Annotated in this window: 27 protein-coding genes and 1 pseudogene; 19 read left to right on the forward strand and 9 right to left on the reverse strand. The window is 62.3% G+C overall.

Features of this window, described 5'->3' with window-relative positions:
• From ACS3WB_RS14495 to ACS3WB_RS14535, 9 genes and pseudogenes are all read left to right on the forward strand, one after another.
• Positions 1 to 135 (forward strand): annotated as a pseudogene (locus ACS3WB_RS14495) (crossover junction endodeoxyribonuclease RuvC); the annotation flags it as partial.
• A 192-nt stretch (positions 136 to 327) separates the two neighbouring features.
• Positions 328 to 945, forward strand: a complete 618-nt coding sequence (gene ruvA, locus ACS3WB_RS14500; protein ID WP_438276199.1) for a Holliday junction branch migration protein RuvA — start codon at positions 328 to 330, stop codon at positions 943 to 945.
• A 17-nt stretch (positions 946 to 962) separates the two neighbouring features.
• The gene (locus tag ACS3WB_RS14505; protein WP_438276200.1) at positions 963 to 1,451 is read left to right on the forward strand and encodes a hypothetical protein; all 489 of its coding nucleotides are present in this window, start codon (positions 963 to 965) and stop codon (positions 1,449 to 1,451) included.
• The gene (gene ruvB, locus ACS3WB_RS14510; RefSeq protein WP_438276201.1) at positions 1,448 to 2,491 is read left to right on the forward strand and encodes a Holliday junction branch migration DNA helicase RuvB; all 1,044 of its coding nucleotides are present in this window, start codon (positions 1,448 to 1,450) and stop codon (positions 2,489 to 2,491) included. Before ACS3WB_RS14505 ends, ruvB begins: the two co-directional genes overlap by 4 nt.
• Positions 2,492 to 2,495: 4 nt before the next feature.
• Positions 2,496 to 3,173, forward strand: coding sequence for a hypothetical protein (locus ACS3WB_RS14515; protein WP_438276202.1), 678 nt, complete (start codon positions 2,496 to 2,498; stop codon positions 3,171 to 3,173).
• Positions 3,170 to 3,628, forward strand: a complete 459-nt coding sequence (gene ybgC / locus ACS3WB_RS14520; RefSeq protein ID WP_438276203.1) for a tol-pal system-associated acyl-CoA thioesterase — start codon at positions 3,170 to 3,172, stop codon at positions 3,626 to 3,628. Before ACS3WB_RS14515 ends, ybgC begins: the two co-directional genes overlap by 4 nt.
• Before the next feature lie 249 nt (positions 3,629 to 3,877).
• Positions 3,878 to 4,363, forward strand: coding sequence for a VOC family protein (locus ACS3WB_RS14525; RefSeq protein WP_438276204.1), 486 nt, complete (start codon positions 3,878 to 3,880; stop codon positions 4,361 to 4,363).
• A 563-nt stretch (positions 4,364 to 4,926) separates the two neighbouring features.
• Complete coding sequence (locus ACS3WB_RS14530; protein WP_438276205.1) at positions 4,927 to 5,655, forward strand: TetR/AcrR family transcriptional regulator; 729 nt, start codon at positions 4,927 to 4,929, stop codon at positions 5,653 to 5,655.
• Positions 5,656 to 5,923: 268 nt separating this feature from the next.
• Entirely contained in the window at positions 5,924 to 6,430 is a 507-nt protein-coding gene (locus ACS3WB_RS14535; protein WP_438276206.1) for a DUF2852 domain-containing protein, read from the forward strand.
• Positions 6,431 to 6,555: 125 nt separating this feature from the next.
• Here the strand turns inward: ACS3WB_RS14535 and ACS3WB_RS14540 are convergent, their stop codons facing one another.
• Positions 6,556 to 6,687: a hypothetical protein gene (locus ACS3WB_RS14540; protein ID WP_438276207.1), complete on the reverse strand. Its 132-nt coding sequence runs from the start codon at positions 6,685 to 6,687 to the stop codon at positions 6,556 to 6,558.
• Positions 6,688 to 6,940: 253 nt separating this feature from the next.
• Between ACS3WB_RS14540 and tolQ the strand changes: the two genes are divergently transcribed.
• From tolQ to ybgF, 8 genes are all read left to right on the forward strand, one after another.
• Positions 6,941 to 7,654, forward strand: coding sequence for a protein TolQ (gene tolQ / locus ACS3WB_RS14545; RefSeq protein ID WP_292617384.1), 714 nt, complete (start codon positions 6,941 to 6,943; stop codon positions 7,652 to 7,654).
• A gap of 30 nt (positions 7,655 to 7,684) precedes the next feature.
• Positions 7,685 to 8,137, forward strand: coding sequence for a protein TolR (gene tolR / locus ACS3WB_RS14550; RefSeq protein WP_438276208.1), 453 nt, complete (start codon positions 7,685 to 7,687; stop codon positions 8,135 to 8,137).
• A 131-nt stretch (positions 8,138 to 8,268) separates the two neighbouring features.
• Positions 8,269 to 9,297: a cell envelope integrity protein TolA gene (gene tolA / locus ACS3WB_RS14555; protein ID WP_438276209.1), complete on the forward strand. Its 1,029-nt coding sequence runs from the start codon at positions 8,269 to 8,271 to the stop codon at positions 9,295 to 9,297.
• 130 nt (positions 9,298 to 9,427) lie between these two features.
• Positions 9,428 to 10,726 carry a Tol-Pal system beta propeller repeat protein TolB gene (gene tolB / locus ACS3WB_RS14560; protein ID WP_438276238.1) on the forward strand — a complete coding sequence of 433 codons (1,299 nt, stop codon included), beginning with the start codon at positions 9,428 to 9,430 and terminating at the stop codon, positions 10,724 to 10,726.
• 283 nt (positions 10,727 to 11,009) lie between these two features.
• Entirely contained in the window at positions 11,010 to 13,337 is a 2,328-nt protein-coding gene (locus ACS3WB_RS14565) for a putative bifunctional diguanylate cyclase/phosphodiesterase (RefSeq protein ID WP_438276210.1), read from the forward strand.
• Positions 13,338 to 13,534: 197 nt separating this feature from the next.
• Entirely contained in the window at positions 13,535 to 14,278 is a 744-nt protein-coding gene (locus ACS3WB_RS14570; RefSeq protein WP_438276211.1) for an N-acyl amino acid synthase FeeM domain-containing protein, read from the forward strand.
• A gap of 362 nt (positions 14,279 to 14,640) precedes the next feature.
• On the forward strand, positions 14,641 to 15,135 hold the full coding sequence (gene pal, locus ACS3WB_RS14575) for a peptidoglycan-associated lipoprotein Pal (protein WP_438276212.1): 495 nt from the start codon (positions 14,641 to 14,643) through the stop codon (positions 15,133 to 15,135).
• A 335-nt stretch (positions 15,136 to 15,470) separates the two neighbouring features.
• Entirely contained in the window at positions 15,471 to 16,427 is a 957-nt protein-coding gene (ybgF, locus tag ACS3WB_RS14580; RefSeq protein WP_438276213.1) for a tol-pal system protein YbgF, read from the forward strand.
• Positions 16,428 to 16,547: 120 nt separating this feature from the next.
• On the opposite strand, the gene ACS3WB_RS14585 is transcribed toward ybgF, so the two are convergent.
• From ACS3WB_RS14585 to ACS3WB_RS14610, 6 genes are all read right to left on the reverse strand, one after another.
• Positions 16,548 to 16,739, reverse strand: coding sequence for a putative motility protein (locus tag ACS3WB_RS14585; RefSeq protein ID WP_438276214.1), 192 nt, complete (start codon positions 16,737 to 16,739; stop codon positions 16,548 to 16,550).
• Positions 16,740 to 16,799: 60 nt separating this feature from the next.
• A complete protein-coding gene (locus tag ACS3WB_RS14590) occupies positions 16,800 to 17,681 on the reverse strand; it encodes a 3-hydroxybutyryl-CoA dehydrogenase (protein WP_438276215.1) in 882 nt (293 codons plus the stop codon).
• A 104-nt stretch (positions 17,682 to 17,785) separates the two neighbouring features.
• On the reverse strand, positions 17,786 to 18,730 hold the full coding sequence (locus ACS3WB_RS14595; RefSeq protein WP_438276216.1) for an electron transfer flavoprotein subunit alpha/FixB family protein: 945 nt from the start codon (positions 18,728 to 18,730) through the stop codon (positions 17,786 to 17,788).
• The gene (locus tag ACS3WB_RS14600) at positions 18,730 to 19,479 is read right to left on the reverse strand and encodes an electron transfer flavoprotein subunit beta/FixA family protein (RefSeq protein WP_438276217.1); all 750 of its coding nucleotides are present in this window, start codon (positions 19,477 to 19,479) and stop codon (positions 18,730 to 18,732) included. The genes ACS3WB_RS14595 and ACS3WB_RS14600 overlap by 1 nt, the downstream gene beginning before the upstream one ends.
• Positions 19,480 to 19,763: 284 nt before the next feature.
• A complete protein-coding gene (locus ACS3WB_RS14605) occupies positions 19,764 to 20,336 on the reverse strand; it encodes a cob(I)yrinic acid a,c-diamide adenosyltransferase (protein ID WP_438276218.1) in 573 nt (190 codons plus the stop codon).
• Between the two features lie 29 nt (positions 20,337 to 20,365).
• Complete coding sequence (locus ACS3WB_RS14610; RefSeq protein WP_438276219.1) at positions 20,366 to 20,560, reverse strand: twin transmembrane helix small protein; 195 nt, start codon at positions 20,558 to 20,560, stop codon at positions 20,366 to 20,368.
• Between the two features lie 176 nt (positions 20,561 to 20,736).
• Here ACS3WB_RS14610 and ACS3WB_RS14615 point away from each other — a divergent pair, with 176 nt between their 5' ends.
• A complete protein-coding gene (locus ACS3WB_RS14615) occupies positions 20,737 to 21,597 on the forward strand; it encodes a YihY/virulence factor BrkB family protein (protein ID WP_438276239.1) in 861 nt (286 codons plus the stop codon).
• Here ACS3WB_RS14615 and ACS3WB_RS14620 read toward each other — a convergent pair.
• Together ACS3WB_RS14620 and gluQRS are read right to left on the reverse strand one after the other, a co-directional pair.
• Entirely contained in the window at positions 21,524 to 22,786 is a 1,263-nt protein-coding gene (locus tag ACS3WB_RS14620) for an ATP-binding protein (RefSeq protein ID WP_438276220.1), read from the reverse strand. The two genes, ACS3WB_RS14615 and ACS3WB_RS14620, sit on opposite strands and share 74 nt — an antisense overlap.
• 102 nt (positions 22,787 to 22,888) lie before the next feature.
• On the reverse strand, positions 22,889 to 23,764 hold the full coding sequence (gene gluQRS, locus ACS3WB_RS14625; RefSeq protein ID WP_438276221.1) for a tRNA glutamyl-Q(34) synthetase GluQRS: 876 nt from the start codon (positions 23,762 to 23,764) through the stop codon (positions 22,889 to 22,891).
• A gap of 158 nt (positions 23,765 to 23,922) precedes the next feature.
• On the opposite strand from gluQRS, the gene ACS3WB_RS14630 reads away from it, so the two are divergent.
• Positions 23,923 to 24,576 (forward strand): DNA-3-methyladenine glycosylase family protein, encoded by a 654-nt coding sequence (locus ACS3WB_RS14630; RefSeq protein WP_438276222.1) that lies wholly within the window; start codon positions 23,923 to 23,925, stop codon positions 24,574 to 24,576.
• The last annotated feature ends 15 nt before the right edge of the window (positions 24,577 to 24,591 follow it).

Below are 24,591 nucleotides of genomic sequence, written 5' to 3' on the forward strand. Positions count from 1 at the left end.
GCGATGCTGAAGATCCTGTTGCCGAAGGCCGACCCGAAGAGTGCCGACGCCGCCGACGCGCTCGCCATCGCCATCACCCACGCGCATCACCGGCAAAGCGCGGCGGTTGCGGCGCGGATGAAGGTGGCCGGATGATGAATGTGTTGGTTTGCATCAGGGTAACGGTGAGCGCAGCCTGCTCCCTCTCCCGCTTGCGGGGGAGGGTTGGGGAGGGGGCGGGGTCTTATCCGGAGGCGCGGCGGCCCCCACCCGCCGCACCTCGCCGCGCCAGAGCGCTGCCGGGTGCGTCGACCTCCCCCCGCAAGCGGGAGAGGTAAAGAGCCACCCATGATCGGCAAACTGAAAGGCATCATCGACACCTACGGCGAGGATTACGTCATCCTCGACGTCGGCGGCGTTGGCTACCAAGTGCATTGCGCGTCCCGCACGTTGCAGGCGCTGCCGTCACCGGGCGAGGCCGCGGTGCTGTCGATAGAGACCTATGTGCGCGAGGACCAGATCAAGCTGTTCGGCTTCCGCACCGACCATGAGCGCGAGTGGTTTCGCCTGTTGCAGACGGTGCAGGGCGTCGGTGCGCGGGTGGCGCTCGCGGTGCTCGGTACGCTGTCACCGGCTGATCTCGCCAACGCGATCGCGCTTCGCGACAAGGCGGCAGTGGCGCGCACGCCCGGCGTCGGTCCGAAGGTCGCCGAACGCATCGTGACCGAGCTGAAGGACAAGGCGCCGTCCTTCGCCAGTGTCGATCCCGCCGTCGTGCAACTGGCGGGCGCTATCGACGAGCAGCGCGCGCCGGGTCCGGTGGCTGATGCGATCTCTGCGCTGGTCAATCTCGGTTACGGCCAACCGCAGGCGACGGCCGCGATCGCAGCCGCCTCGCGCAGCGCCGGCGAAACTGCGGAGACCGCGCAACTGATCCGGCTGGGCTTGAAGGAACTGGCGCGGTGACGGCATCTGCGCGGAACATGAAAACACGCGTTGCGCGGAGCGGTTGGCAGGCATTGGCCGTCTTTGTCATTTTCTTGATTGCGGGGCCACCGATCGGTGCGCTGACATCCCTTTTGATGGCCGCCATTTTCAATCCAACAGGCTTGTTCGGAGGAGCAGGGATTGAAGCAGTGATACAAGGAACTCCGTTTGTCATGTTCTTCTCATATCTGTTCGGCGGCATTCAAGCAGCCGTGGTAGGCATGATCGCTGCAGTATCAAGGTATTATAGTCACCGTCAGGTTGTGCCGCTATCCGCTGTATTGGGCGGCTGTCTCTTCGTGTCCTTTGCACTCTCCGTATTAGTGTGGGCACACGACCGGACCGCACATCCGAAGATGTCGACACCAATATTCTCGGTGTTCTGGGTGATGCTGTTGGTGAACCTCGGTGCAGGCATTGGGTGCTGGTTCCTTTCGAATCGTTTGGTGCGTGCGACGTGCGCAGACGCAGAGAGAGCGGCATGACCAATACCTCCCGCATCGTTACGCCCGAGCGCCGCGCCGACGATGTCGGCGACACCGCGCTGCGGCCGCAAAAGCTGGCCGAGTTCGTCGGCCAGGCGCAGGCTCGCGCCAACCTGCAGATCTTCATCGATGCCGCCCGTAAACGAAAAGAGGCGCTCGATCACGTGCTGTTCGTCGGGCCGCCGGGCCTCGGCAAGACCACGCTGGCGCAGATCGTCGCGCGCGAACTCGGCGTCGGCTTCCGCGCCACCTCCGGTCCGGTGATCGCGAAAGCCGGCGATCTCGCGGCGCTCTTGACCAATCTCGAAGAGCGCGACGTGTTGTTCATCGACGAGATCCATCGTCTCTCGCCAGCGGTGGAGGAGGTGCTCTATCCGGCGATGGAGGATTTTCAGCTCGATCTCATCATCGGCGAGGGGCCGGCGGCACGCTCGGTCAAGATCGAGTTGGCGAAGTTCACGCTGGTTGGCGCCACCACGCGCGCGGGGCTCTTGACTAATCCGCTGCGCGACCGCTTCGGGATTCCGGTGCGGCTGAATTTCTACACCATCGATGAGTTGGAGAAGATCGTCAGCCGCGGTGCTCGGGTGCTCGCCGTCGGCATGACAGAGGACGGCGCCAACGAGATCGCCCGCCGCGCCCGCGGCACGCCGCGTATCGCCGGACGGCTGTTGCGGCGGGTGCGCGATTTCGCGTCCGCCGCCGATGCTTCCGCCATCGATCGCAAAGTCGCCGATCACGCGCTCGGCGCGCTCGAAGTCGATGCCGCCGGGCTCGACGCGATGGACCGCCGTTATCTCACGACCATCGCGCTGAACTACGGCGGTGGACCTGTGGGTGTGGAAACCATGGCGGCGGCGCTGTCGGAGCCGCGCGACGCCATCGAGGACATCATCGAGCCGTACCTGATCCAGTGCGGCTACCTGCAGCGCACGCCGCGCGGACGTCTGCTCACCTCGCACGCCTTCCGCCATCTCGGCCTCGCCGAACCCACGCGTGATCCGGCGCAGTTCGGATTGTTCGGCGGCGAGGAGGAGTAGTCTCGTGTCCCGCTCACATCGTCGATCATGGATTGTATGGACGGCGGTATCGGCCGTCCTTGCCGTCTATTGTGCGGCGGGCTTTCTGGCTAGCATGGAGGTATCTGCAGATTTAAAGCTCGAGCCAGGACGGAAAGCCGAACTTAGTTTGCTGTCCGTGACGTCACGTCCACTCTCGATGGAGGTGTGGTTTCAGAGAAAGAATGCGCAGGATCGACGGCCGGAACTCGGTAGCTGGGTAACTGCGCCAGATAACCTTTCCGGCCTCATGAAGTTTGAAAATCCCGGTGCTGCGCTTCGTGTGGTTGCATCACTGCCCGGCCAATCGCCGAAAGCCTATGAGGCGATGCCGACGGAGGGATATTCATCACAAGAGATGGTCCGACGGCTGACCAGCGACCTTGCTGTCCAAGCCGGGACTCGGAGATGGCCACCCAACTGGCGAGATTCGCCAACTCTTCAGGCTGGATTTGCGAAGGTAACAATTCAAATTTCGCATGTTGATCCGGAAATTGCCGGAGAAACCATTCGGCTGGTTGTTTTGCCGGCGCTCGGCTTCAAGGTGGTGCAAGACAACGTGAGCTGGTTGTGGTTCTGTTTTGCCTGGCCCCTGCTTGCTGTTGTTCAAGCGGTATGGGCAGTTGTTCTGATATTTCGTGGCAAGCGAGCAAAATCGTCATGACGAACTCGCCGGCGGCCCCTCTCGATGGGGCGATCCGCGACGGCCGCCACTACATGCGGATTCGCGTGTATTACGAGGACACCGATTTCACCGGCCTCGTCTATCACGCCAACTATCTGCGCTTCATGGAACGCGGGCGCAGCAACTATCTGCGGCTGCTCGGCGCCGATCAGCGCGCGTTGTTCGACGAGGCCGAAAGCGAAGCGCCGGGTTTTGCCTTCGTGGTGCGCTCGATGCAGATCGAGTTTCTCAAGCCCGCGCATATGGACGAGGTGCTCGACATCGTGACGCGACCGCTGGAGGTTCGCGGCGCCTCGATCACGCTGCATCAGGAGGTGCGGCGCGGTGATACGCTGCTGCTGGATGCGAAGGTGAAGGTGGCGTTCGTTTCCGGTGGGCAGGCAAGGCCGATACCGAAGGCACTGCGTGTGGCGATGAAGGCCGATCAAGTCTGATCACTGGCAATCACGTTCGCAAGATCGCGTTGTCCTCGCCGCCGGCGCGAAGATCATGTCTCGACCGGAACCCGCAGGCTGCTGGAGAGTTGCTTCGAGCATGAGGAATTTCGGATCGGATTCGATCCAAAATCATGAAGGCGGATTCCAATATTTCAAAGCGGGATGCGGGCGGACAAACCGCTAAACACCTTATACTCCTCCCGCTCTTAACATGCATCAACGCGCACGCAATCATTGGAGCATGCCATGCCCAGAATCACTCCCTTTCTTTGGTTCGATACGCAAGCCGAGGAAGCCGCGAAGTTCTACGTCTCGGTGTTCGACAATTCGAAGATCGTCGAAACGACGCATTATGGTGAAGGCAGTTCGAAGCCGGCCGGGACGGTGCTGACCGTGGAGTTCGAGCTCGATGGCACCCGCTTCCTGGCGTTGAACGGCGGCCCGCATTTTCAGTTCAGCGAAGCGACCTCGTTCAGCATCGGCTGCAAGTCGCAGGACGAGATCGACTACTACTGGGACAAGCTCACCGCCGGTGGTGGCGGCCCGCTCAAGGGAGGCTGGCTCAAGGACAGGTTTGGCGTGTCGTGGCAGGTCGTGCCCGAGATGATGCCGCGTTTGCTGCAGGATCCGGACCGCGCCAGGGCCAGCCGCGCCATGAAGGCGATGCTGAAGATGAAAAAGATCGTTATCGCCGATATCGAGGCGGCGGCGAACGGAACGGTCAACGCGTGAGGCGTCGCTGTCCGCGTGCATGTCGATCGGCCGATGAAAGCAATCGGCCGCAGGTCTATCTCACGTAGAAGATACAGGCGGCGATCACCAGCAGCGACGTCACCGCCATGGCATGTGCGAACAGGTGCGCGAGCGCGCCGGATGCCGTCCGCCTTGTTGCATCGGTCATGATGTCCTCGCCATTTTGTTGGTCAGCGATGCTGGCCAGGGTGGTTTGGGCATGACTCATCGCGGCGCGAAATTGCGCGAGTCAAAATCGGAATCGATGTACGCGGAACGCCCCTTGGAATTGCTGCGGCCGCATTTGTCCCCACGGCCGAAGCAATGACGCAAGCGTGATCAAGCAATGCGGCAGGAATTTGTTTGCGATGACCCTCGCGGGATGTGCTTCCGTGTCGCCCGGGACACGCATGACGGCCTCGTTGCGTGTCGCCTCATCCATGCACGGCGCTGGTGATGTCACGAGCGTCGCTGCCTCGCGGCAGAACGTTCTCGCCGCGGCGCCTTGCGAAGCCAGACGAAATCAGTGACGTTTCCCTCTGGCTCATGTAAGAACCATTCACATGAGCTGGCGCAAGGACCATCGCCGCCCCGAGCGCGGCTACCATCACGGCAATCTGAAGGAGGCGCTGCTGCAGGCGGCGCTTGGCCTGATCGCCGAGAAAGGTGCGGCGGGATTCACCTTTGCCGATGCCGCGCGCTCGGCCGGCGTCAGCCCTGCCGCGCCGTACCGGCATTTCCGCGACCGCGACGAATTGCTGGCGAGCATCGCCCAGCGCGGCTTCGAGCAGTTCGAGGCGGAACTGACCAAGGCCTGGGATGACGGCCGTCCCGACACTGTCACCGCTTTCGAGCGTGTGGGTCGGGCCTATCTCGCCTTCGCCCGCAACGAGCCCGCATATTATTCGGCGATGTTCGAATCCGGGGTGCCGATCGACGTCAATCCCATGCTGTCGGCTGCGAGCGAACGCGCCTTCGCCATCATCCGCGCGGCGGCGGAACGGCTCGCCGCGCTGACGCCGCCGGGCGTCGCCCGGCCCCCGGCGCTGATGATGGCTCTCCACATCTGGTCGATGTCACACGGCATCGCCTCGTTGTTCGGCCGCGGCGATGCGGCGCGCCGCAAGCTGCCGATGTCCGCCGAAGACCTGCTCGAAGCCGGCGTGCTGATTTATCTGCGCGGACTCGGCTTTCCGGCCGACCGCAAGCCGTCGGATGAGGCGGCGCGACCTGAACCGCCGTCGGAACCTGTGCCGCCGCGGGGACCGTGGGGTCACAAATCCGCGACCTGACCGCGGGAGCGTGTCTATCCGGACCGCCGGCGCGATCATTCCCTGCAAGGGTAATAACGTCCAACGCCTTCTGGCGGATCGTCTTTTCATCCCGAGCCAGTTGCGGTTCGTGCTCCGCTCAATGTGATGAGTCGTCACAATCGGGAACCGCGCCAACATCAAACACCACTATTTGCGGACCATTCCGCGCTTGACAAAATCCCTTAATGATCTACTTATGTAAATGTTATTTACATTCACGCGACATGATGCCGTTCAGGAGAAGGCCATGGCTCAAACCACTGACTACGACCGCTGGAACGGCCCCAACCAGATGCAGGGCCAAGGTTGCTACCCCTATTCCCGCTTCATGAACGCGCCGTGGCATCCGCTTCGGATCGTCCTGATCGTGCTGGGTTTCATGGTGTGGTGGCCGATCGGTCTCGCGATTCTCTTCTTCACACTCGGGAGCAGAAAAATGGGTTGCTGGAGCAACGATCGTTTCGAGAACAAGATGCAGCGGATGCAATCCAAGATGGACCGGATGCGCGATCACATGGAGCGCAGGGGTTTCGGATTCTCCGGTTTCCCCGGCTTCGGTGCGCCCTCCAGCGGCAACCGTGCCTTTGATGAGTATCGCATGGAGACGCTGCGGCGGCTCGAGGAAGAGCAAAAGGAATTCAAGGATTTCCTCGAGCGGCTACGCCACGCCAAGGACAAGGAAGAGTTCGATGCGTTCATGGCGCAGCATCGCACCCGTCCGACGCCGCCGAACGATCAGGCACAAGGTCAGTAAACAAGACGACACGATAAGCCCGCCACCCACGCCGAAATCACCGTCCGCCTGTTCCGCAGGCGGGCGGTTTTTTTGCTGTCATTTTGCATTGAAGTCCTCCAAAGGATTTTCGATGCCGCACCGGATCAGCGAACGCCGACCAGCCCGAGCCGGTGATGTGCGAGAACCGGCCAGCGGGGTTCGACCGTCTGTGCCCCGCCGATCCGTCCTGCCGCCGTCGCCTCGCGCGCAAGTGACGGAGGAGGAGCCGTTTTCACGGCCCTGTTTCATCTCCGGTAACCCGATTTTAACCAAGATTAGCGTCTGGTTACGAGCGTGAAGACGCGCCGAAAGCCCTCGTTTTGACACGTTGGCAGGGGATGCAGGTTCTGGCTTTGGACCAGCCTCCCATGTGACCCAACCAGCTTTCCGCGTTGGCGCTTTACGCCGCGTGCGCTTCGTGGCTGTGAACCGGCGGCGGAGGTCGCCCCGGGGTCGACAGGGATATCTTGCGTTGAGAGGATACCGCTTATGAATCCGGCCGACGTGGCCCAGTCAGCCTTGCCCATCGCCTCAGCCGACGTGTCGCTGATAACGCTTTTTTTCCATGCTCACTGGATCGTGAAGGCGGTGATGCTCGGCCTTCTCGGCTGCTCGGTGTGGGTATGGGCGATCGCGATCGACAAGATGTTTCTCTACGCCCGCACCAAGCGCGCGATGGATCGCTTCGAGCAGGCCTTCTGGTCGGGAGAGTCGATCGAGGATCTGTACCGGGCGCTGTCGGCAAAGCCGACGCAGTCGATGGCCGCTTGCTTTGTCGCGGCGATGCGCGAGTGGAAACGGTCTTTCGAAAGTCAGGCGCGCTCATTCGCCGGACTTCAGATGCGTATCGAGAAAGTGATGAATGTCTCGATCGCGCGCGAGATCGAGCGGCTGGAACGGCGGCTGCTGGTGTTGGCCACTGTCGGGTCGGCCGGCCCCTTCGTCGGCCTGTTCGGCACCGTCTGGGGCATCATGTCGAGCTTCCAGTCGATCGCCGCGTCGAAAAACACCTCGCTTGCGGTTGTGGCGCCCGGCATCGCCGAAGCGCTGTTCGCAACGGCCATCGGCCTTATCGCTGCCATTCCCGCGACTATTTTCTACAACAAGTTTACGGCGGAAGTGAATCGTCAGGCCCAGCGGCTCGAGGGTTTCGCCGACGAGTTTTCCGCGATCCTATCACGTCAGATCGACGAGCGGACTTGAGGCCTTAGGGCATGGAAATGGACGGTCCTCATGGCGATGAATCCGGCAGCAGCTTCCTCGGGCGGCGGACGGCGCGGGCGGCGGCGCTCGCAGCCGATGGCCGAGATCAACGTCACGCCGATGGTCGACGTCATGCTGGTACTGTTGATCATCTTCATGGTGTCGGCGCCGCTTCTGACCGTGGGCGTGCCGCTCGATCTGCCGCAGACCCAGGCCAAGAGCCTCGAGCAGGACAAGACGCCGCTGCAACTGTCGGTAGACGTCCAGGGGCGCATCTTCATCAACGACACCGAAGTCACGATGGAAGAACTGGTCCCGAAATTGACGGCGATCACCGACGCGCGCGGCGGTCTCGACGAGCGTATATTCATGCGCGCCGACAAGAAGGCCGATTACGGGACGGTGGCCCGGGTGATGGGCAAGCTGTCGGGCGCCGGCTTCAAGCGGCTGGCGCTGGTTACCGAAGTGGAGCAGGGATCTTAAAGCGTTTTCGAGCGAAGCGGTACCGGTTCGCGTGAAGAAAACGCGTCAAATCAAACTCATGGAGCCCCGCCTCTGATCTATCGGAAGCAGAAAGGCTCTAGTATGCACGCTGGGATCGTCGGGGTACTAGGTTGAAGGTCAAGATCGACAAGACACTGGCAGCGTCGATTGCCCTGCACGTCCTCGTGATCGGGTGGGGGCTGGTGTCGTTTTCGTCGAAGGCTTTCGAATCGGTGCCGGAGGAGTCGCTGCCGGTCGATATCATCTCGGCCGATCAACTCGCGCATGTGACGGCGGGCATGAAAACCGGCAAGAAGGAAAACCCGAAGCCGCTGGTCGAGAAGGTCGCCGATCCCACGCCGCCGCCGGAGGATACCGTCGGCAAGATCGACGACAAGAAGCCGCCGGTCGTGACCGACGTGGCGCCCAAAGAACAACCGAAACCTGATGACAAGGCCGCTGCCGAGGCCGCAGCAGCAGCGAAGGCCGAAGCGGCAGCCAAAGCAGCAGATGCAAAGGCCAAGGCGGATGCGAAAGCCAAAGCAGAGGCCGCGAAGGCTGAGGCGGAAGCCGTAGCCGAGGCGAAGGCAGAGGCTCAAGCCAAGGCCAAGGCGAAGGCTGAAGCGCAGGCGAAAGCAAAAGCGGAGGCTAAGGCGAAAGCGGAAGCCAAGGCCAAAGTCGAGGCAAAGGCCAAGGCTGAAGCCGACGCGAAAGCCCAGGCAGTGGCGAAGAAAGCCGAGCGCGTGTTCGACCAATCGAAGATCGCGGCGCTGCTCGACAAGCGTGATCCGACCCGCAGTTCCGTCACCGGCGCCACGCTGAATTCGAACGCCGCGCTGGGCCTGGCGCATGGCAAGTCGGCCGATAATTCCGCGACCTGGGGCGCGATGTTCAAGTCGCAGGTCGAACGTTGCTGGAAAAAGCCCTATGGCGGCCTCGAAGCGCAGATGACCGAAGCGGTGTTCAGCATAAAGTTGAAGCGCGACGGCACGCTCGAGACCACGCCGACAGCGATCAGCAGCCCGTCGACGCCATATTTCCGTGTTTATCAGGAGAGCGCGTTGCGCGCGATCATCGAGTGCCAGCCATACAATCTGCCGGCGCAATTTTTCGACGAGTGGAAATTCTTCGAACCCGTATTCACTGAACGAAAGTCGTAAAGAGCCGTAGCGACGAGCCTCGCCGAGATGGAAGAAGCCTGTACCGATGATTGAAAGACATGGATCTGCAAGATTTGGAATTGAAAGATTTGGATTGCCGAGAGTACCCGTGCGCCTGAATCGCCGACAGATGATTTCCGCCATGGCCTCGGCGGGCGTGTTGCTGGGCGCCCGGCACGCCTTCGGACAGGCGCGGGTGCAGATCGATCAGGGCAACGTTGCGCCGCTGCCGATCGCTATACCGAATTTCGTTGCCGGATCGCCGTCGGACGGCGAGGTCGGCGCTGGTGTCGCGCAGGTCATCACCAACAACCTCAAGCGCAGCGGCTTGTTCGCGCCGATCGATCAGGCCGCCTATATCGAGAAGATCACCAACATCGACGTGCCACCGCAGTTCGCCAACTGGAAGACCATCAACGCGCAGGCGCTGGTGACGGGCCGCATGACGCGTCAGGGCGACGGCCGGCTCAAGGCCGAGTTTCGCCTGTGGGATGTCGCGACCGGCCAGCAGCTCGCAGGCCAGCAATATTTCACGTCGCCGGAATACTGGCGGCGGATCGCGCACATCATTTCGGATCAGATCTATGAGCGCCTGACCGGCGAGAAAGGCTATTTCGACAGCCGCGTGGTGTTCGTCGACGAGAGCGGACCCTCGCAGCACCGCGTCAAGCGTCTGGCCCTGATGGATCAGGACGGCGCCAATGTGCGTTATCTCACGCGCGGCGCCGATCTTGTGATCACGCCGCGCTTTTCGCCCTCGACCCAGGAAATCACCTACATGGAGTTCGGGCAGGGTGATCCGCGGGTCTATCTGTTCAACATCGAAACCGGACAACGCGAAATCGTCGGCAACTTTCCGGGCATGTCATTCGCGCCGCGTTTTGCGCCCGACGGCCAGCGCATCATCATGAGTCTGCAGCAGGGCGGCAACTCCAACCTGTTCGTGATGGATCTTCGCTCCAAGTCGACCACGCGCCTGACCGACACGCCGGCGATCGACACCTCGCCGTCCTATTCGCCGGACGGCGGCCGCATCTGCTTCGAGTCCGATCGCGGCGGCAAGCCGCAAATCTACGTGATGGGGGCGACCGGGGGTGCGGCGCAGCGCATCTCGTTCGGCGAGGGTTCCTACTCCACTCCGGTCTGGTCGCCGCGCGGCGACTACATCGCCTTCACCAAGCAGGGTGGCGGTCAGTTTTCCATCGGCATCATCAAGCCGGATGGCTCGGGAGAACGGATCCTGACCTCGGGATTTCACAACGAGGGACCGACCTTCGCGCCGAACGGCCGGGTGCTGATGTTTTTCCGCGACCCCGGCGGCAACAGTGGCCCGTCGCTCTACACGATCGACGTCTCGGGTCGCAACGAGCTGAAGGTTCCCACGCCCGGTTTCGCATCCGATCCGGCTTGGTCGCCCCTGCTCTCATAGTCCAGTCCGCCTCGGAGGCGGCGGGAGCGCTGGTCGCAAAGCCCTGCGAATGTGCTTTGTAGAGCGCATCGCCAGGCCGGCCTCCCTTGATCCTGACATTCGCCGGAAGGCGCCCGAAAGGGAACGATACGACCTTTGAACCGGCCTGCTAGGTTCCTGATTCAGGAAGCAAATCCGGTTTTTCTGCGATCGGCTCAATGTCTTGCTAACGATGTTCGCTCAGAAAGGCTTCACCAGCATTCGGTAACACTGTGCGCTCCGAACAAGGATGCGCGCGCCCCCGATGCAATTGGCCGATCACCATCGCGATACCGATACGATGTCGCCAGCGATATATGCGGCGCTCGTGGGTTCGCTGTTTCAGAATCCGGTACCGATGTTCGCCGGCGCGGTTTGCGCGGCGATTGCCGCCACCATGACCGCGTTGAAGACCGGCAATCATCTGCTGTGGCCCTGCGCCGTGTCCCTCGTTCTGATCGGCGGACTCCGCAGCTTCGATATGGTGAAATACAAGCGCCGCCGCTCGGACCTGACCGTGACGGAGGCAACCAGCTGGGAGATACGATACCAGATCGGAGCGGTGCTCTACGCGATTGCACTCGGTGCATGGTGTGCCGTCGCGCTCCTGATGACCGACGACGCGGTCGCGCATATGATCTGTATCGCGGTGACCACGGGATACGTGGCGGCCGGCGCCGGCCGCGCCTACGGGCGCCCGTGGATCTTCCACCTGCAGATATTGCTGACCTGCGGACCCATGGCGGGGGCGATGGCGCTGCGCTTCGATCCCTACTACCTCGGGATGGCGCTTCTCACCGTTCTGTATTTCCTCGGCCTCGAGAGGATCACCACGAGACTGCAGGCGATTTTCGTGCGCGCCCTGATCGCGCGCGAACGCGAAGCGGCGCTCGCCACCCAGTTCGACACCGCACTGAACAACATGCCGCATGGCCTGTGCATGTTCGGCGCCAATGGTCGTCTCGGCGTGATGAACTGTCGCTTCAGCGAGATGATGCATCTCGCCGACGGCTTCGTGCATCGCAATGTCGGCGCGCCGGAGGTCATCGCGGCGTGCGTCGCTGCCGGAACGATGTCATCCGAAAACGGCCGGACGATCATTTCGGAACTCGAGAATTCGCAGGCCGGTGCGATCGTGACCGCCGACGCAGATACGGAGCATGGCCGGGCGCTGTCGTGGACGTTCCAGCCGATGGCCTGCGGAGGCACCGTCGTTCTCGTCGAGGACATCACGGAGCGGCGCAAGGCGGAAGCGCGAATCAGCCATCTCGCCCGCTTTGATTCCCTGACGGAACTGCCCAACAGGCTCAGCTTTCGCGACGAAATCGAACGCCTGCTGGCAGCACCGAACAGCGAGTCGCGGCTCTCGGCGCTGCTGTTCATCGATCTCGATCAATTCAAGCAGATCAATGATACGCTCGGCCATCCCTGTGGCGACCACCTGTTGTGCATTGTCGCCGACCGGCTCCGCGGAATGCTGCGACCGGAGGATTTCGTCGCTCGGTTCGGCGGCGACGAGTTCGTCGTGTTCCAGCAAAACATCCATTCGCCGGAGGAGGCGGCCGCGTTGTCCCGCCGCATCGTCGAACGGCTTACCGAGCGATACGAGGTCGACCGTCACCTTGTCGAGATCGGCGCGAGCATCGGTATCGCGCTGACGTCGCCCGGCGCCACCGCCGACAACCTTCTCAAGAACGCCGATATGGCGCTGTACCGGGCCAAGGCGGGCGGTCGTGGAACGTTCTGCTTCTTCCGCAGCGAGATGGCGGAAACCGTCGAAGCGCGCCGCGTCCTCGAACACGATCTGCGCAAGGCGCTGGCCAACGAGGAGTTCGAACTGTTCTATCAGCCGCTGGTCAACCTGAAGTCGGGGCGGATCACGGTCTGCGAGGCGCTGCTGCGCTGGAATCATCCGACGCGCGGAACCGTGTCCCCGATGGACATCATTCCGGTGGCGGAGGAGATGGGCCTCATCATCGATCTCGGCCGCTGGATTTTGCGCAAGGCCTGCATGGAATGCATGACCTGGCCGGACGCTGTCAGCGTCGCCGTCAATTTTTCGTCGCAGCAGTTCCACCAGCGCGAGATCCTGAGCGAGGTCCGCTATGCGCTGGAGGTCTCCGGTCTTCCGGCGCACCGCCTGGAGATCGAGATCACGGAATCATCCTTGCTGCGCAACACCCAGTGGACGCTCGATGCGTTGACGCAGCTGCGCTCGGCCGGGGTGAGGATTTCCCTGGACGACTTCGGCACCGGCTATTCGAGCCTCAGTTATCTGCACAATTTCCCGCTGCAGAAGGTCAAGATCGACCGCTCGTTCCTTGAAGGGATCGATACGGATCGGCCGTTGACGCTGTTGCGCGGCGTGGCGCGGCTGAGCGCCGATCTCGGCATGTCTGTCGTGGTGGAAGGCATCGAAACCAACGAGCAGCTCGAACTCATCAGCGCCGACGGAACGGTGAGCGAAGCGCAGGGCTATCTCTTCAGCCGGCCGGTCTCCGCGTCCCGTATCCGTCAACTGCTGGATGCCTCCCATGGACGCCGTCAGCGTGACGACAATGTGAAGGTCCTTCCGTCACGGTCGATCGCCTAAAATTTTTTCCTACAACTCACCCCGCCTCGAATTGAAATCTTCTAATTCGGTTCGAAGCGCAACCGATGCAGATTAACGATATTATTATTATTGGAGGGTAGGGATTAACGCTAATGCTTCGTTACCTTTGCAATAAGTTAGCAAAGCGTTAACCTTCGATCGTCGGCTGGGATTCAAGGTGGATCGGGGGTGTTCCAATGAGTTCAGCTCAACAGACAATTGCCAAGCCAGCAGATCGCGGCATCGAGCTTCTCGATCGGATCGACTATCGCCTGATGGAAACGCGGGCGGAGAGGGACGTCATCTATCGCCTGCGATATCGCGCCTACCTGAAGGAAGGGGCGATCGAGCCTAATCCCGATCATAAAATCACCGATCGGTTCGACGATATGCCGAACTCCTGGGTTTTCGGCGTTTATCTGGATGGCGTGCTCGCCAGTTCCATCCGCCTCAGCATTTCCTCGCCGGAATATCCGCTTTGTCCGTCGGTGGACGTGTTCCAGGATTATCTTCAGCAGGAGGTCGATCAAGGCAAGGTCATGGTTGACCCGACCCGCTTCGTCGCTGATCCGGAAATCGCCGGACGATTTCCGGAATTGCCATACCTCACGCTTCGGCTGTGCTTTGTCGCCTGCAGTTTTTTTCACGCCGATCTTGGGCTGGCCACCGTCCGCGCCGAGCATCGCACGTTCTACACGCGCCTGTTCAATCACCAGCCGCTGAGCCCGCCGCGCCTCTACCCGGGTCTGATCAAGCCGATTTGCCTGATGGCGGTCGATTTTCCGGCCTCGCGCGAAAAGGTCTTCGCCCGCTATCCTTATCTGCGTTCGAGTTATTTCGAGCGCCGGATGTTGTTCGAGCGAAGGAACGGAACCCCGATGCCCGTGCTGACCGGTTCCGCTCTTCCGTTCGCGCGCGCCTCGATTGCCCCGAAGCTTTGATTTGATCCCGACCGTTCCGGCTTTTCCCAGTTAGCGATCGATAGCTTGCCTCCGGCAACGACCGAATATGCCCGTTATCATGCGTTTCCCGGCGGTGCGGAAGCGCCGGAGCGCGATGGGAGAGGCAATCGAGTGCGTATCCCGCTAACCCGGTAGTCAGGACCGAAGACAGGCTGCCGAAGAGGCTGTCGCTTCACCGTCGCGCCACATTTGCAACCCATTAACCATCGCGGCGCTCTTTCCGGAAAACTTCACATTTGATGCAGTCGGGCAACGTCTCATCAAGGTTGACGGAACGTTCGCTTAACCATCGCCCTGTAGAGCGGATGACAGTGGAAAAACGTGAGCGTGGAGGCTCCGGAATGTTACATCAGATGCCAATCCTCCGGGGATTGAAGCTGGCCGCCGTGCTCGCGGTGGCGCTGTCGATGGGTGCCTGTGCCAACAAGAACGGCATGGGCGCGGACGGCGCCATGGCCGGGGCCGCTACGCCGGGCAGCCAGCAGGATTTCGTGGTCAACGTCGGCGATCGCGTCTTCTTCGAAAGCGACCAGACCAACCTGTCGCCGCAGGCAGTGACGACCCTGGAGAAACAGGCGCGCTGGCTGCAGACCTATCCCCGCTATTCCTTCACGATCGAAGGCCATGCCGACGAACGTGGCACGCGCGAGTACAACATCGCGCTGGGCGCCCGCCGTGCGCAGACGGTTCGTGCCTTCCTCGCATCGCGCGGCATCGATTCCGGCCGGATGCGGACGATCTCCTACGGCAAGGAGCGCCCGGTGGCGGTCTGCAACGACATCTCCTGCTGGTCCCAGAACCGCCGTGCCGTCACGGTGTTGAACGCCAGCTCCTGACAATGTCGCGCATCCGTGATTTCGACCGGCGCCTTTGGGCGCCGGTTTTGTTTTGGGCCGGTGTCGCATCGCGCGTTGGAGCGAGACATCTCCTTGGCTTGACACGAGGATGGAGACCGGTTCGCGTCTAGAAAACGCATCAAAACAAAATCATAGAGCCGCGCTCCTGATTTCGTCAGAATTCGAAAGGCTCAAGGGAAGATCTAAACAGAAGACTGATCGGAAAGATCGTCGTAAAGTGATTGCCGGTGTTGGACCAAGTCACATTTTCGGCGCAGTCGGGTTCTCAATGGATGCGCTTTCGATGCGACGTTCATTTCAATCGTCAGGCCAAAATGTCACCCATAGCTCCGATGCTTGCGCGCGCAGCGGCCGTTGCCGTCGCGCTTGCGCTGTCGTCACCCGCCTTCGCGCAATACGACGTCGATCCTGAAATCCGCATCCAGCAACTGGAAGACCAGCTCAGAACGCTGACCGGACAGAACGAGGAACTGCAACATCGGAATCGGATGCTCGAGCAACAATTGCAGCAGTTGCAGCCTGCGGGTGCGCCGCCTGCCGTCGCCGCCGCTCCGTCGGCACAATCGGCTCCGACCTACAGTCAGCCGTCCTACGATCCGCGGGGAGGGCAGGCGCCCGTTGTCCAGGAGCAACCGGTCAGCGTGCCCGCGCAGGGCCATCGCGGTGATGCCTTCGATCCCAGCCGGAATCCGAACGCCCCCGGCGCACCGCGTGCGCTCGGTGGCGGACAGATGCCGATAGCGGGAGAGGCTGCGGGCTCGCCTGGCGGCCGGGAAGCCGGTGCGCCACTCGACCTCGCCAATACCAGCCCGCGTCGGCCGGGTGGGTATTCGGCGTCCGAGCCGGCTCCGTCTTCTACCGGCGGTCTGACGACGCTGCCGCCGTCGGCAACGCCGCGCGACGAATTCGATCTGGGCATCGGCTACATGCAGCGGAAGGACTATGCGCTCGCCGAGGAAACCATGCGCAATTTCACCCACAAATACCCGACCGATGCGCTGACGGGCGATGCGCAGTACTGGCTTGGTGAAAGCCTCTTTCAGCGCCAGAAATATCGCGAGGCGGCCGAGGCCTTTCTCGGCGTGACCACCAAATACGACACCTCGGCGAAGGCGGCGGATGCCCTGCTGCGGCTCGGACAATCGCTGGCGGCGCTGAAGGAGAAGGAAGCCGCTTGCGCCGCGTTGGGCGAAGTGACGCGCAAATATCCGCGCTCCTCGGCGGGCGTGAAGCAGGCTGTGGACCGCGAGCAGAAGCGGGTGAAGTGCTGAGGATCTGACTTCGGAACCCTACGTCCGCATTCCGCCGGTGCAGGCCTTGATTTCCGGTCGGCCCGTTCTCTAGCGTTTTCGAGCGACGAATGTCCTCGGGCTTGATCCGAGTGGAAGGCTTCAGGCTGAAATGTCGAGATTGCCGCCGATGCCCGGCGCGTTGTTCGCCGCCGGGCTGGTCTGCGGCGGGACGAGCAACTGAAGCACCTGCGCCTGCGCGTCGAGGTTCATTTTCAATGCGCGGGTCGCAATCTGCGACTGCGTGTTTGCCGCCATCATGCCTGCGGCGGCCGCAACCAGACTCATATCCATGCGTAGAACTCCACGGCCCGTTCTAGCGAACCAAGGTTAAAGAATTCCCGGGGATGAAAATCAGCGCGTCGGAACCGGTTTTTCGCCACGGTAATCGTAAAAGCCGCGCTGACTCTTGCGGCCAAGCCATCCGGCCTCAACGTATTTTACCAGCAGCGGACAGGGCCGGTACTTGGAGTCGGCCAGTCCCTCGTGCAGCACCTGCATGATCGACAGGCAAGTGTCGAGGCCGATGAAATCGGCGAGTTCAAGCGGGCCCATCGGATGGTGCGCGCCGAGCCTCATGGCGGCGTCGATCGCCTCGACGTTGCCGACGCCTTCGTACAGCGTGTAGATCGCCTCGTTGATCATCGGCAGCAGAATCCGGTTGACGATGAAGGCCGGGAAATCCTCGGATACGGCGATCTGCTTGCCGAGCTTGCCGACAAATGCCTTGGCCGCATCGAAAGTCGCATCGTCGGTCGCGATGCCGCGGATCAGTTCCACCAGTTCCATCAGTGGCACCGGATTCATGAAGTGAATGCCGATGAACCTCTCCGGCCGGTCGGTGGACGAAGCAAGCCGCGTAATCGAAATCGACGACGTGTTCGAGGCAATGATGGCCTCAGGCTTCAGTACCGCGCACAGAGCATGAAAAATCTTGCGCTTGACCTCCTCCTTCTCGACGGCGGTCTCGATCACCAGATCGCAATCGGCAAGCCCGTTGAGATCTTCGGTCTGTCCGATCCGCGCAAGCGCCTTGTCGCGAGCATCCTCGGTGATGATCTTCTTCGACACCTGGCGCGACAGGTTGCTGTTGATGAGGGCCATGGCCGACTTCAACTGATCGGAGGACAAATCGTTGAGGACCACGTCAAACCCGGCGAGGGCCGCCACATGCGCTATGCCGTTGCCCATCTGCCCCGAACCGATCACGCCGACTTTTTTGATCATTGCCGCCATCTTGTCATCTCACCGGTCCTGAACCGCGCAGACTTCGGTTCGTCCCATTCTTGCACAAACACCCGCCGAAGTCCGTTGCCTCCGCCGAGTATTCTTTAGGATCGTCAGCGGCCGAGCTTACCCAGTTGTTCGGTGAGTTCGGGGACCGCCTCATACAAGTCGGCCACCAGGCCGTAATCCGCAACCTGGAAAATCGGAGCATCCGCATCCTTGTTGATCGCGACGATCACCTTGGAGTCCTTCATGCCGGCGAGATGCTGGATCGCTCCGGAAATACCGATGGCGATGTAAAGCTCCGGGGCCACGACCTTGCCGGTCTGTCCGACCTGCCAATCGTTCGGCGCGAAGCCGGAATCCACCGCCGCACGCGACGCCCCGACGCCGGCGCCGAGCTTGTCCGCCAGCGGTTCGATATACTTGGCGAAGTTGGCGCTGCTGCGCATGCCGCGGCCACCGGACACAATGATTCTGGCGGACGCCAGCTCCGGGCGATTGTTCCTGGCGACGCGTTCGCCGACGAAAGTCGAAAGACCTGGATCTGCGACCCCGGCGACGGCCTCCACCGGAGCGCTACCGCCTTCGCCGGTCGCGGCGAAAGTCGAACTCCGAACCGTGATGACTTTCTTGGCGTCCCTGGACCTGACCGTCTGGATCGCATTGCCGGCATAGATCGGCCGCTCGAACGTATCGGGCGCGACGACCTTGATGATCTCCGAGATCTGCATCACGTCGAGCAGCGCCGCGACGCGCGGCATCACGTTCTTGAAGCGTGACGTCGCCGGCGCGACGAACGCATCGTAGCCCGGCGCCAGCGAGCGGATCAGCGCGGCGAGCGGCTCGGCGAGATCGTGGGCGTAGGCCGGGTCGTCCGCGAGCAGCACTTTCGCGACGCCCTTCAGTTTCGCGGCCGCCTCGGCGGCGCCCCTGGCGTTTTCACCGGCCACGAGCACGTCGACCGGCGCGCCAAGCTGGGCGGCCGCGGTCAGCGCCTTGTTGGTCACGTCCTTCAGCGAAGCCTGGTCGTGTTCGGCAATCAGCAGCGTGGTCATCAGATCACCCCGGCTTCGTTCCTGAGCCTGGACACCAGTTCGGCAACGTCCTTGACCTTGACGCCCGCCTTGCGGCCCGGAGGCTCGGTCGTCCTGAGGACTTCGAGGCGCGGCGCGAGATCGACGCCGTACAGTTCGGCGGCCCTCTCCACGATCGGCTTCTTCTTCGCCTTCATGATGTTTGGAAGGCTGGCATAGCGCGGCTCGTTGAGCCGCAAGTCCGTCGTCACGATCGCCGGCGCTTTGATGCGGACCGTCTGCAGACCGCCGTCGACTTCGCGCGTCACTTTGAAATAGGCTCCGTCGACTTCAAGCTTCGATGCGAAGGTCGCCTGCGCCCATCCAAGCAGCCCGGCCAGCATCTGGCCGGTCTGGTTTGAATCATCATCGATCGCCTGCTTGCCGAGAATGATCAGACCCGGGCCTTCCTCTTCGACAACGGCCCTGAGAATCTTCGCAACCGCCAGCGGCTCGACCGGCGCCTCGGACCTGACCAGGATGCCGCGGTCGGCACCCATGGAGAGACCGGTGCGGATCGTTTCCGCGGCTTGCGCGGGCCCGATCGACACCAGCACGACCTCGCTCGCCTTGCCGGCTTCTTGAAGGCGCAGGGCTTCCTCGATCGCGATTTCGTCGAACGGATTTATCGACATCTTGGCTTTGGCTGTGTCGACGCCGGACCCGTCGCTTTTGACCCGGATCTGCACGTTGAAATCGACAACCCGCTTGACCGGCACCAGAATCTTCATCGACCCTCTCTCGAACCGAGCTTTGGCTGGATCAACTAGAGCATTTTCCGGCGAAGTGGATACCGGTTCGCCGCGAGAAAATGCGACCAGACAATATTTCTGGAGCATGGGCCGATGCAACTTGATCGGATCATGCTCCGGAAATGTGAGCTTCGGCGCGGAACCTAAAGGTCCCGTTTCCGGCGGTCAACGCAGGAAGGCCAAAAATCGCAGTCCCTGTAACGTTTTCGCGCGAAACACGTTCTCGATTGGAGGATCGATCCGTCTCGCGTCACGACAATACGTTATCTGTTTTGACCCGGCACCCAGAGCACGTCGCGCGCGCCCTTGTCATTCATGAACCGGCTGGCCACGAACAGAAAATCCGACAACCGATTCATGTATTGGACCGCGGCATCGTTGACCGGCTCGCGGGGCTGTGAGGCGAGTTCCACCATCATGCGTTCGGCGCGACGGCAAATGGTTCGCGCCAGATGCAGATATGCGGCGGCGGGCGTCCCTCCCGGCAGCACGAACGACGTCAGTTCGGTCAGGCCGGCATTGAGGTGGTCGATGTCATTCTCCAGACGGACCACCTGGCTGGACACCACGCGCAGCCGTTCCGCCTTGCCCTCGCGCTGGGGCACTGCAAGGTCGGCACCCAGGTCGAAGAGATCGTTCTGGATGCGGCCCAGCATCCCGTCCAGATCGGGCGCACCGGAAAGATGAAGCCGGACCACGCCGATGGCAGCGTTGGTCTCGTCGACGGTTCCGTAGGCGCCGACGCGGAGATCGTATTTCGGGCGGCGCTCACCGGTGCCGAGCGCGGTGGTGCCGTCGTCGCCGGTACGGGTGTAGATGCGGTTGAGAACGACCATCAGTCCTGCCCGTGCGGGCTATCAATCCGTCACTGTCCCATCATCCAGATCGTCACCATGGTGATGACGATCGCAACGAACTGCAGGAAAACCCGCATCCGCATCAGTTTCTGCGAGCGGTTGGGACTGCCGCCGCGCATCATGTTGATCAAGCCCATCAGCAATACGGCGGCGACCGAAGCCACCGCTACCGGCACCAAAACCATGCTCAGAAATACCGTCATGCCGTATACATAACACCACCACCGCGGCTACGCCATGCCTCGCGAAGAATTCGGCCCCGGCGCAACGATCTGGCCTTTTATGTATTGATATCAGACAGTAACCGGTGTCGACGAAGCGCCGTCCGACCTTGACCAGGTGAAACGTGAGACGAATCCGCTACGCCTACAGGGTCGGAATGGACGCCTTCTACACGTTCCTTGCCGACGACGGCTGGGCGATCGCAAGCCATATCGCGCTGTCCGCGCTGATGGCGCTGTTTCCGTTTCTGATCGTCCTGACGTCGCTGGCGGGCTTCTTGGGGTCGAAGGGGCTTGCCGACCAGGCGGCGGAGCTGATGCTCCAGATCTGGCCGGATCAGGTCGCAAATGCATTGTCCGGCGAAATCCATGACGTGCTGACGACCACGCGGGGCGACGCGTTGACGGTGGGCGCCGTACTCGCGGTCTATTTCGCGTCGAACGGCGTCGAAAGCCTGAGAGTGGCGCTCAACCGCGCCTACGCGGTGATCGAGCAGCGCCGCTGGTACTGGCTGCGACTGGAATCGATCGGCTATACGCTGGTGGCTGCCGTGACCACCCTTGCGATGGCGTTCCTGATCGTTCTCGGCCCGCTGATCATCGCCACCGCGAAGCGCTACATCCCGTTGATCGTCGAATCGAACGAAACCCTGCTCAACATCGCCCGCTACGGCATCACCGTGCTTGCGATGTTCATCGCGCTCGTGATCCTGCACGCGTGGCTGCCGGCGGGCCGGCGGTCCTTCCTTCAGATCATTCCCGGCATCATCTTCACCATGCTGGCTTCGCTGGTTTCGGGCGTCGGCTTCGGCCTCTATCTGGCGCGTTTCGCCAACAACTACGTGACAATGTATGCGGGCCTGGCCTCGGTCGTCATCGCGCTGGTGTTTCTCTACTTCATCGCCGCGATCTTCGTGTTCGGCGGCGAATTGAACGCGGCGATCATCAAGTCGCGGCTACCGCGCGGCGTTTCGCTTCAAGCAGCGCAGTCGCTAGAGCCCGCGGAGAAACCGGTTTGACCAGAAACGCGTCGCCACCGGCCGCGCGCGATGCCGCCTCGTCGTCGCTCCTGCCCGAGACGCCGATGATGGCGACGCGCCCCGGCGGCGCGTCAAGGGCCCGGATGCGCCTGATCGATTCGATCCCGCTGATGCCGGGCAGCACCATGTCCATCAGCACCGCATCGAAACCCCCTTGTGCGATGCGCCCGACGGCATCCTCGCCTCGTCCCACGAATTCGGCCTGATGACCGAGTTCGGTAAGAATTGCGTTGAGCACCACGCGACCGAACGGATTGTCCTCCACGCCGAGAATCCGCAGTCCGTCCGAAGAGGCCGATGCCGTATCGGGATCATCGCCGGACTGGACCGCCGCCGGCGCCTCTGCCGGCGTCAGCAACACCGTGAACGTGAACGTGGTGCCGCCGCCACGCCGTTGCGTCACTGTTACGTCTCCGCCCATCGCGCGGGCCAGTTGCTTCACCGAGGAGAGCCCGAGACCGGCGCCGCCGAAACGCGACGCAATCGAGACGTTGGCCTGCGAGAAGGGGCGGAACAACCGTTTGATCTCGGCGAGTGACAGACCGATGCCGCTATCGGACACTGCAAAGGTCACCCCGATTTTTCCCTTCGGACGCTGCGACACCGTGGCCTTGAGGATGACATCGCCCTGCTCGGTGAACTTGACGGCATTGTCGATCAGATTCTCCAGCGCCGCGCGCACGCGAACCGGATCGCCGGTCACGAATGCCGGCAGGTCGTCGGAAATCTCGACCGCCGAGCGCAAGCCCTTGGCGGTGGCACGGCCGGCGAGCGAATCGCCGGCATTGCGCGCCAGCGCGCGCAGGTCGAAGAAGTCCTGCCGCCCTCCCGGCGCGGAATGACGGCTTCGCGCCGCATCGACGAACAGCGTCGCGAGACTGGCGAGATGATCGGCGCTGGCCTTGATGGTCTCGACCCAGCGCCGTTCGCGCTCACCGAGATCGGAGGTGGCGAGCAGATCGCTCACGGCGAGGATTCCGGTGAGCGGCGTGCGCACCTCATGTGCGAATGCCGCCAGTGCGGTTTCGACGACATGGGACGACGATTGCGCAGACGGCTGCTTTGCCTTCGCCGGGCTCAAAACCTTCTTCGAACCGCGCGTTTTTGCCGGCCGTTTTTCAGGCTTGCGCGACTTAAGCTTGCGTGACGCGCGCGATGTCGGCGCCATGATGTCCTCCCCCAGCCCACGCCAGCATGCCACGGCCCGGGCGCAGGAGTCACGCGGGCGGGCGTTTTGAATCCAAGCAAGTATTGCGGCATCGCGGCAATTTCAGAGCAGGCCGATCAGTCCCCTGACGCCCTCGGGCGTCATGCCGCCGGCGCGCAATTCCCGCAAGCCGGTTGCCCCGGACGATTTGGACAGTTTCTTCCCCGCGTTGTCGCGGATCAGATCATGATGGCGATAGACCGGCTGTGGCAGGTCGAGGATTGTTTGCAGCAGGCGGTGCACGGCGGTGGACTGGAACAGGTCGCGCCCGCGCACCACGTCGGTGATACCCTGCAGGGCGTCGTCGATCGCTACCGACAAATGATAGCTGGTCGGCGTATCCTTGCGCGCGAGAATGACGTCGCCCCAGACTTTTGGCGATGCAACGATCTCGCCGGTCTCCCCATTGGGACCGGAGCCGCGCTCGGTCCAGGTGATATCGCCGGCAAGTCGGCACGCGGTGTCCATGTCCAGCCGCAGGGCGAACGGCGCGCCGGTTCGCCGCCGGCGTTCCTGTTCGCCGGCGGAAAGCGACTTTGCCGCGCCAGGATAGAGCGGCGCGCCGTCGGGATCGCGCGGCCAGATCCCCTCCGCCTCGCGCGCCTTCACCAGGCACGCAATCTCGGCGCGGCTCTCGAAACTCGGATAGAGCAACCCGAGCGCGGCCAGCCGGTCGAGCGCCGCCCGATAGTCGGCAAGATGGTCCGATTGCCGCCGAACCGGCGTCTCCCAAGTTATCCCGAGCCAGCCGAGGTCTTCGTAAATCGCCGCTTCGAATTCGGAACGGCAGCGGGTCGGGTCGATGTCCTCGATCCGCAACAGAAACCGTCCCTCCACCCGTTGCGCGGCATCGAAATTCAGCAGCGCCGAACAGGCGTGCCCGAGATGCAGAAAGCCGTTCGGTGACGGCGCAAAACGGAACACGGGTGGTGGCGGCATCGGTTCTTGCTTCGCTCAACGAGTATTCGTCATGGCCGGCGTGTTCCGACCGTCCGCCTTCACACGGTGCAGAGCATCCACAATGATCCATGCGCAGAGATGTTGCAAAAGGTGGATGGCCGGACACGCCCGGCCATGACACAAAGGTGAGACGAACCATGACCGTCCACCTGAAAACCCAATCCGACCTCGATGACGCCATCCATGCGCTGGTGAAGCAGGATCCGCGGCTGGTGCCCGTCCTGGACCGCGCCGGCCTTCCCGTGCTGCGGCGGCGCGAGCCGGGCTTCGAAGGTCTCGCCGCGATCGTCTGCGGCCAGCAACTGTCCATCGCAAGCGCCGGCGCGATCTGGGGTCGGCTCAGCGCGGCCTTCGCGCCGTTCCATCACGATGCGATCCGTAAAGCGCGCACCGACTGTCTCGGCCGGCTGGGGCTGTCGGCGGCGAAGATCGCCACACTGAAACTGCTCGCCGGCGAGATCGCGGCGGGGCGCCTCAACCTCGACGTGCTGGCCGAGGAGGATGCCGACTCCGCCCATGCCACGCTGGTGCGGCATCGCGGCATCGGGCCCTGGACCGCGGACGTCTATTTGCTGTTCTGCCTCGGCCACGGCGATGCCTGGCCCGCCGGCGACGTCGCGCTTCAGGAGGCGATCAGGATCGGCCTCGGCCTGACGGCGCGACCCACCCCGAAACAGATGGTTCCGCTCGCAGAACCGTGGCGACCCCTGCGCGGTGCAGCGGCGCATCTATGGTGGGCCTACTACAAGGTCATCAAGAGCCGCGAGGGCGTCATCACAGGAACAAGGTAAACGAATTCGCTTCAG

This window comes from Nitrobacter sp. (assembly GCF_051535215.1).
Lineage (GTDB): Bacteria > Pseudomonadota > Alphaproteobacteria > Rhizobiales > Xanthobacteraceae > Nitrobacter.

Bases quoted from the DNA above. Each gene is read 5' to 3' on its own strand.
- ruvB (WP_438276201.1), top strand. From the start codon at position 1,448: ATGACCAATACCTCCCGCATCGTTACGCCCGAGCGCCGCGCCGACGAT.
- ACS3WB_RS14595 (WP_438276216.1), bottom strand. From the start codon at position 18,730: ATGACCACGCTGCTGATTGCCGAACACGACCAGGCTTCGCTGAAGGAC.
- ACS3WB_RS14620 (WP_438276220.1), bottom strand. From the start codon at position 22,786: ATGGCGCCGACATCGCGCGCGTCACGCAAGCTTAAGTCGCGCAAGCCT.
- ACS3WB_RS14525 (WP_438276204.1), top strand. From the start codon at position 3,878: ATGCCCAGAATCACTCCCTTTCTTTGGTTCGATACGCAAGCCGAGGAA.
- ACS3WB_RS14535 (WP_438276206.1), top strand. From the start codon at position 5,924: ATGGCTCAAACCACTGACTACGACCGCTGGAACGGCCCCAACCAGATG.
- ACS3WB_RS14600 (WP_438276217.1), bottom strand. From the start codon at position 19,479: ATGAAGATTCTGGTGCCGGTCAAGCGGGTTGTCGATTTCAACGTGCAG.
- ACS3WB_RS14570 (WP_438276211.1), top strand. From the start codon at position 13,535: ATGAGTTCAGCTCAACAGACAATTGCCAAGCCAGCAGATCGCGGCATC.
- tolB (WP_438276238.1), top strand. From the start codon at position 9,428: ATGATTTCCGCCATGGCCTCGGCGGGCGTGTTGCTGGGCGCCCGGCAC.
- ACS3WB_RS14615 (WP_438276239.1), top strand. From the start codon at position 20,737: ATGGACGCCTTCTACACGTTCCTTGCCGACGACGGCTGGGCGATCGCA.
- tolR (WP_438276208.1), top strand. From the start codon at position 7,685: ATGGCGATGAATCCGGCAGCAGCTTCCTCGGGCGGCGGACGGCGCGGG.
- ACS3WB_RS14630 (WP_438276222.1), top strand. From the start codon at position 23,923: ATGACCGTCCACCTGAAAACCCAATCCGACCTCGATGACGCCATCCAT.
- ybgF (WP_438276213.1), top strand. From the start codon at position 15,471: ATGTCACCCATAGCTCCGATGCTTGCGCGCGCAGCGGCCGTTGCCGTC.
- ACS3WB_RS14605 (WP_438276218.1), bottom strand. From the start codon at position 20,336: ATGGTCGTTCTCAACCGCATCTACACCCGTACCGGCGACGACGGCACC.
- ACS3WB_RS14530 (WP_438276205.1), top strand. From the start codon at position 4,927: ATGAGCTGGCGCAAGGACCATCGCCGCCCCGAGCGCGGCTACCATCAC.
- ACS3WB_RS14585 (WP_438276214.1), bottom strand. From the start codon at position 16,739: ATGGATATGAGTCTGGTTGCGGCCGCCGCAGGCATGATGGCGGCAAAC.
- ACS3WB_RS14610 (WP_438276219.1), bottom strand. From the start codon at position 20,560: ATGACGGTATTTCTGAGCATGGTTTTGGTGCCGGTAGCGGTGGCTTCG.
- ACS3WB_RS14590 (WP_438276215.1), bottom strand. From the start codon at position 17,681: ATGGCGGCAATGATCAAAAAAGTCGGCGTGATCGGTTCGGGGCAGATG.
- ybgC (WP_438276203.1), top strand. From the start codon at position 3,170: ATGACGAACTCGCCGGCGGCCCCTCTCGATGGGGCGATCCGCGACGGC.
- tolQ (WP_292617384.1), top strand. From the start codon at position 6,941: ATGAATCCGGCCGACGTGGCCCAGTCAGCCTTGCCCATCGCCTCAGCC.
- ACS3WB_RS14505 (WP_438276200.1), top strand. From the start codon at position 963: ATGAAAACACGCGTTGCGCGGAGCGGTTGGCAGGCATTGGCCGTCTTT.
- gluQRS (WP_438276221.1), bottom strand. From the start codon at position 23,764: ATGCCGCCACCACCCGTGTTCCGTTTTGCGCCGTCACCGAACGGCTTT.
- ACS3WB_RS14565 (WP_438276210.1), top strand. From the start codon at position 11,010: ATGCAATTGGCCGATCACCATCGCGATACCGATACGATGTCGCCAGCG.
- pal (WP_438276212.1), top strand. From the start codon at position 14,641: ATGTTACATCAGATGCCAATCCTCCGGGGATTGAAGCTGGCCGCCGTG.
- ruvA (WP_438276199.1), top strand. From the start codon at position 328: ATGATCGGCAAACTGAAAGGCATCATCGACACCTACGGCGAGGATTAC.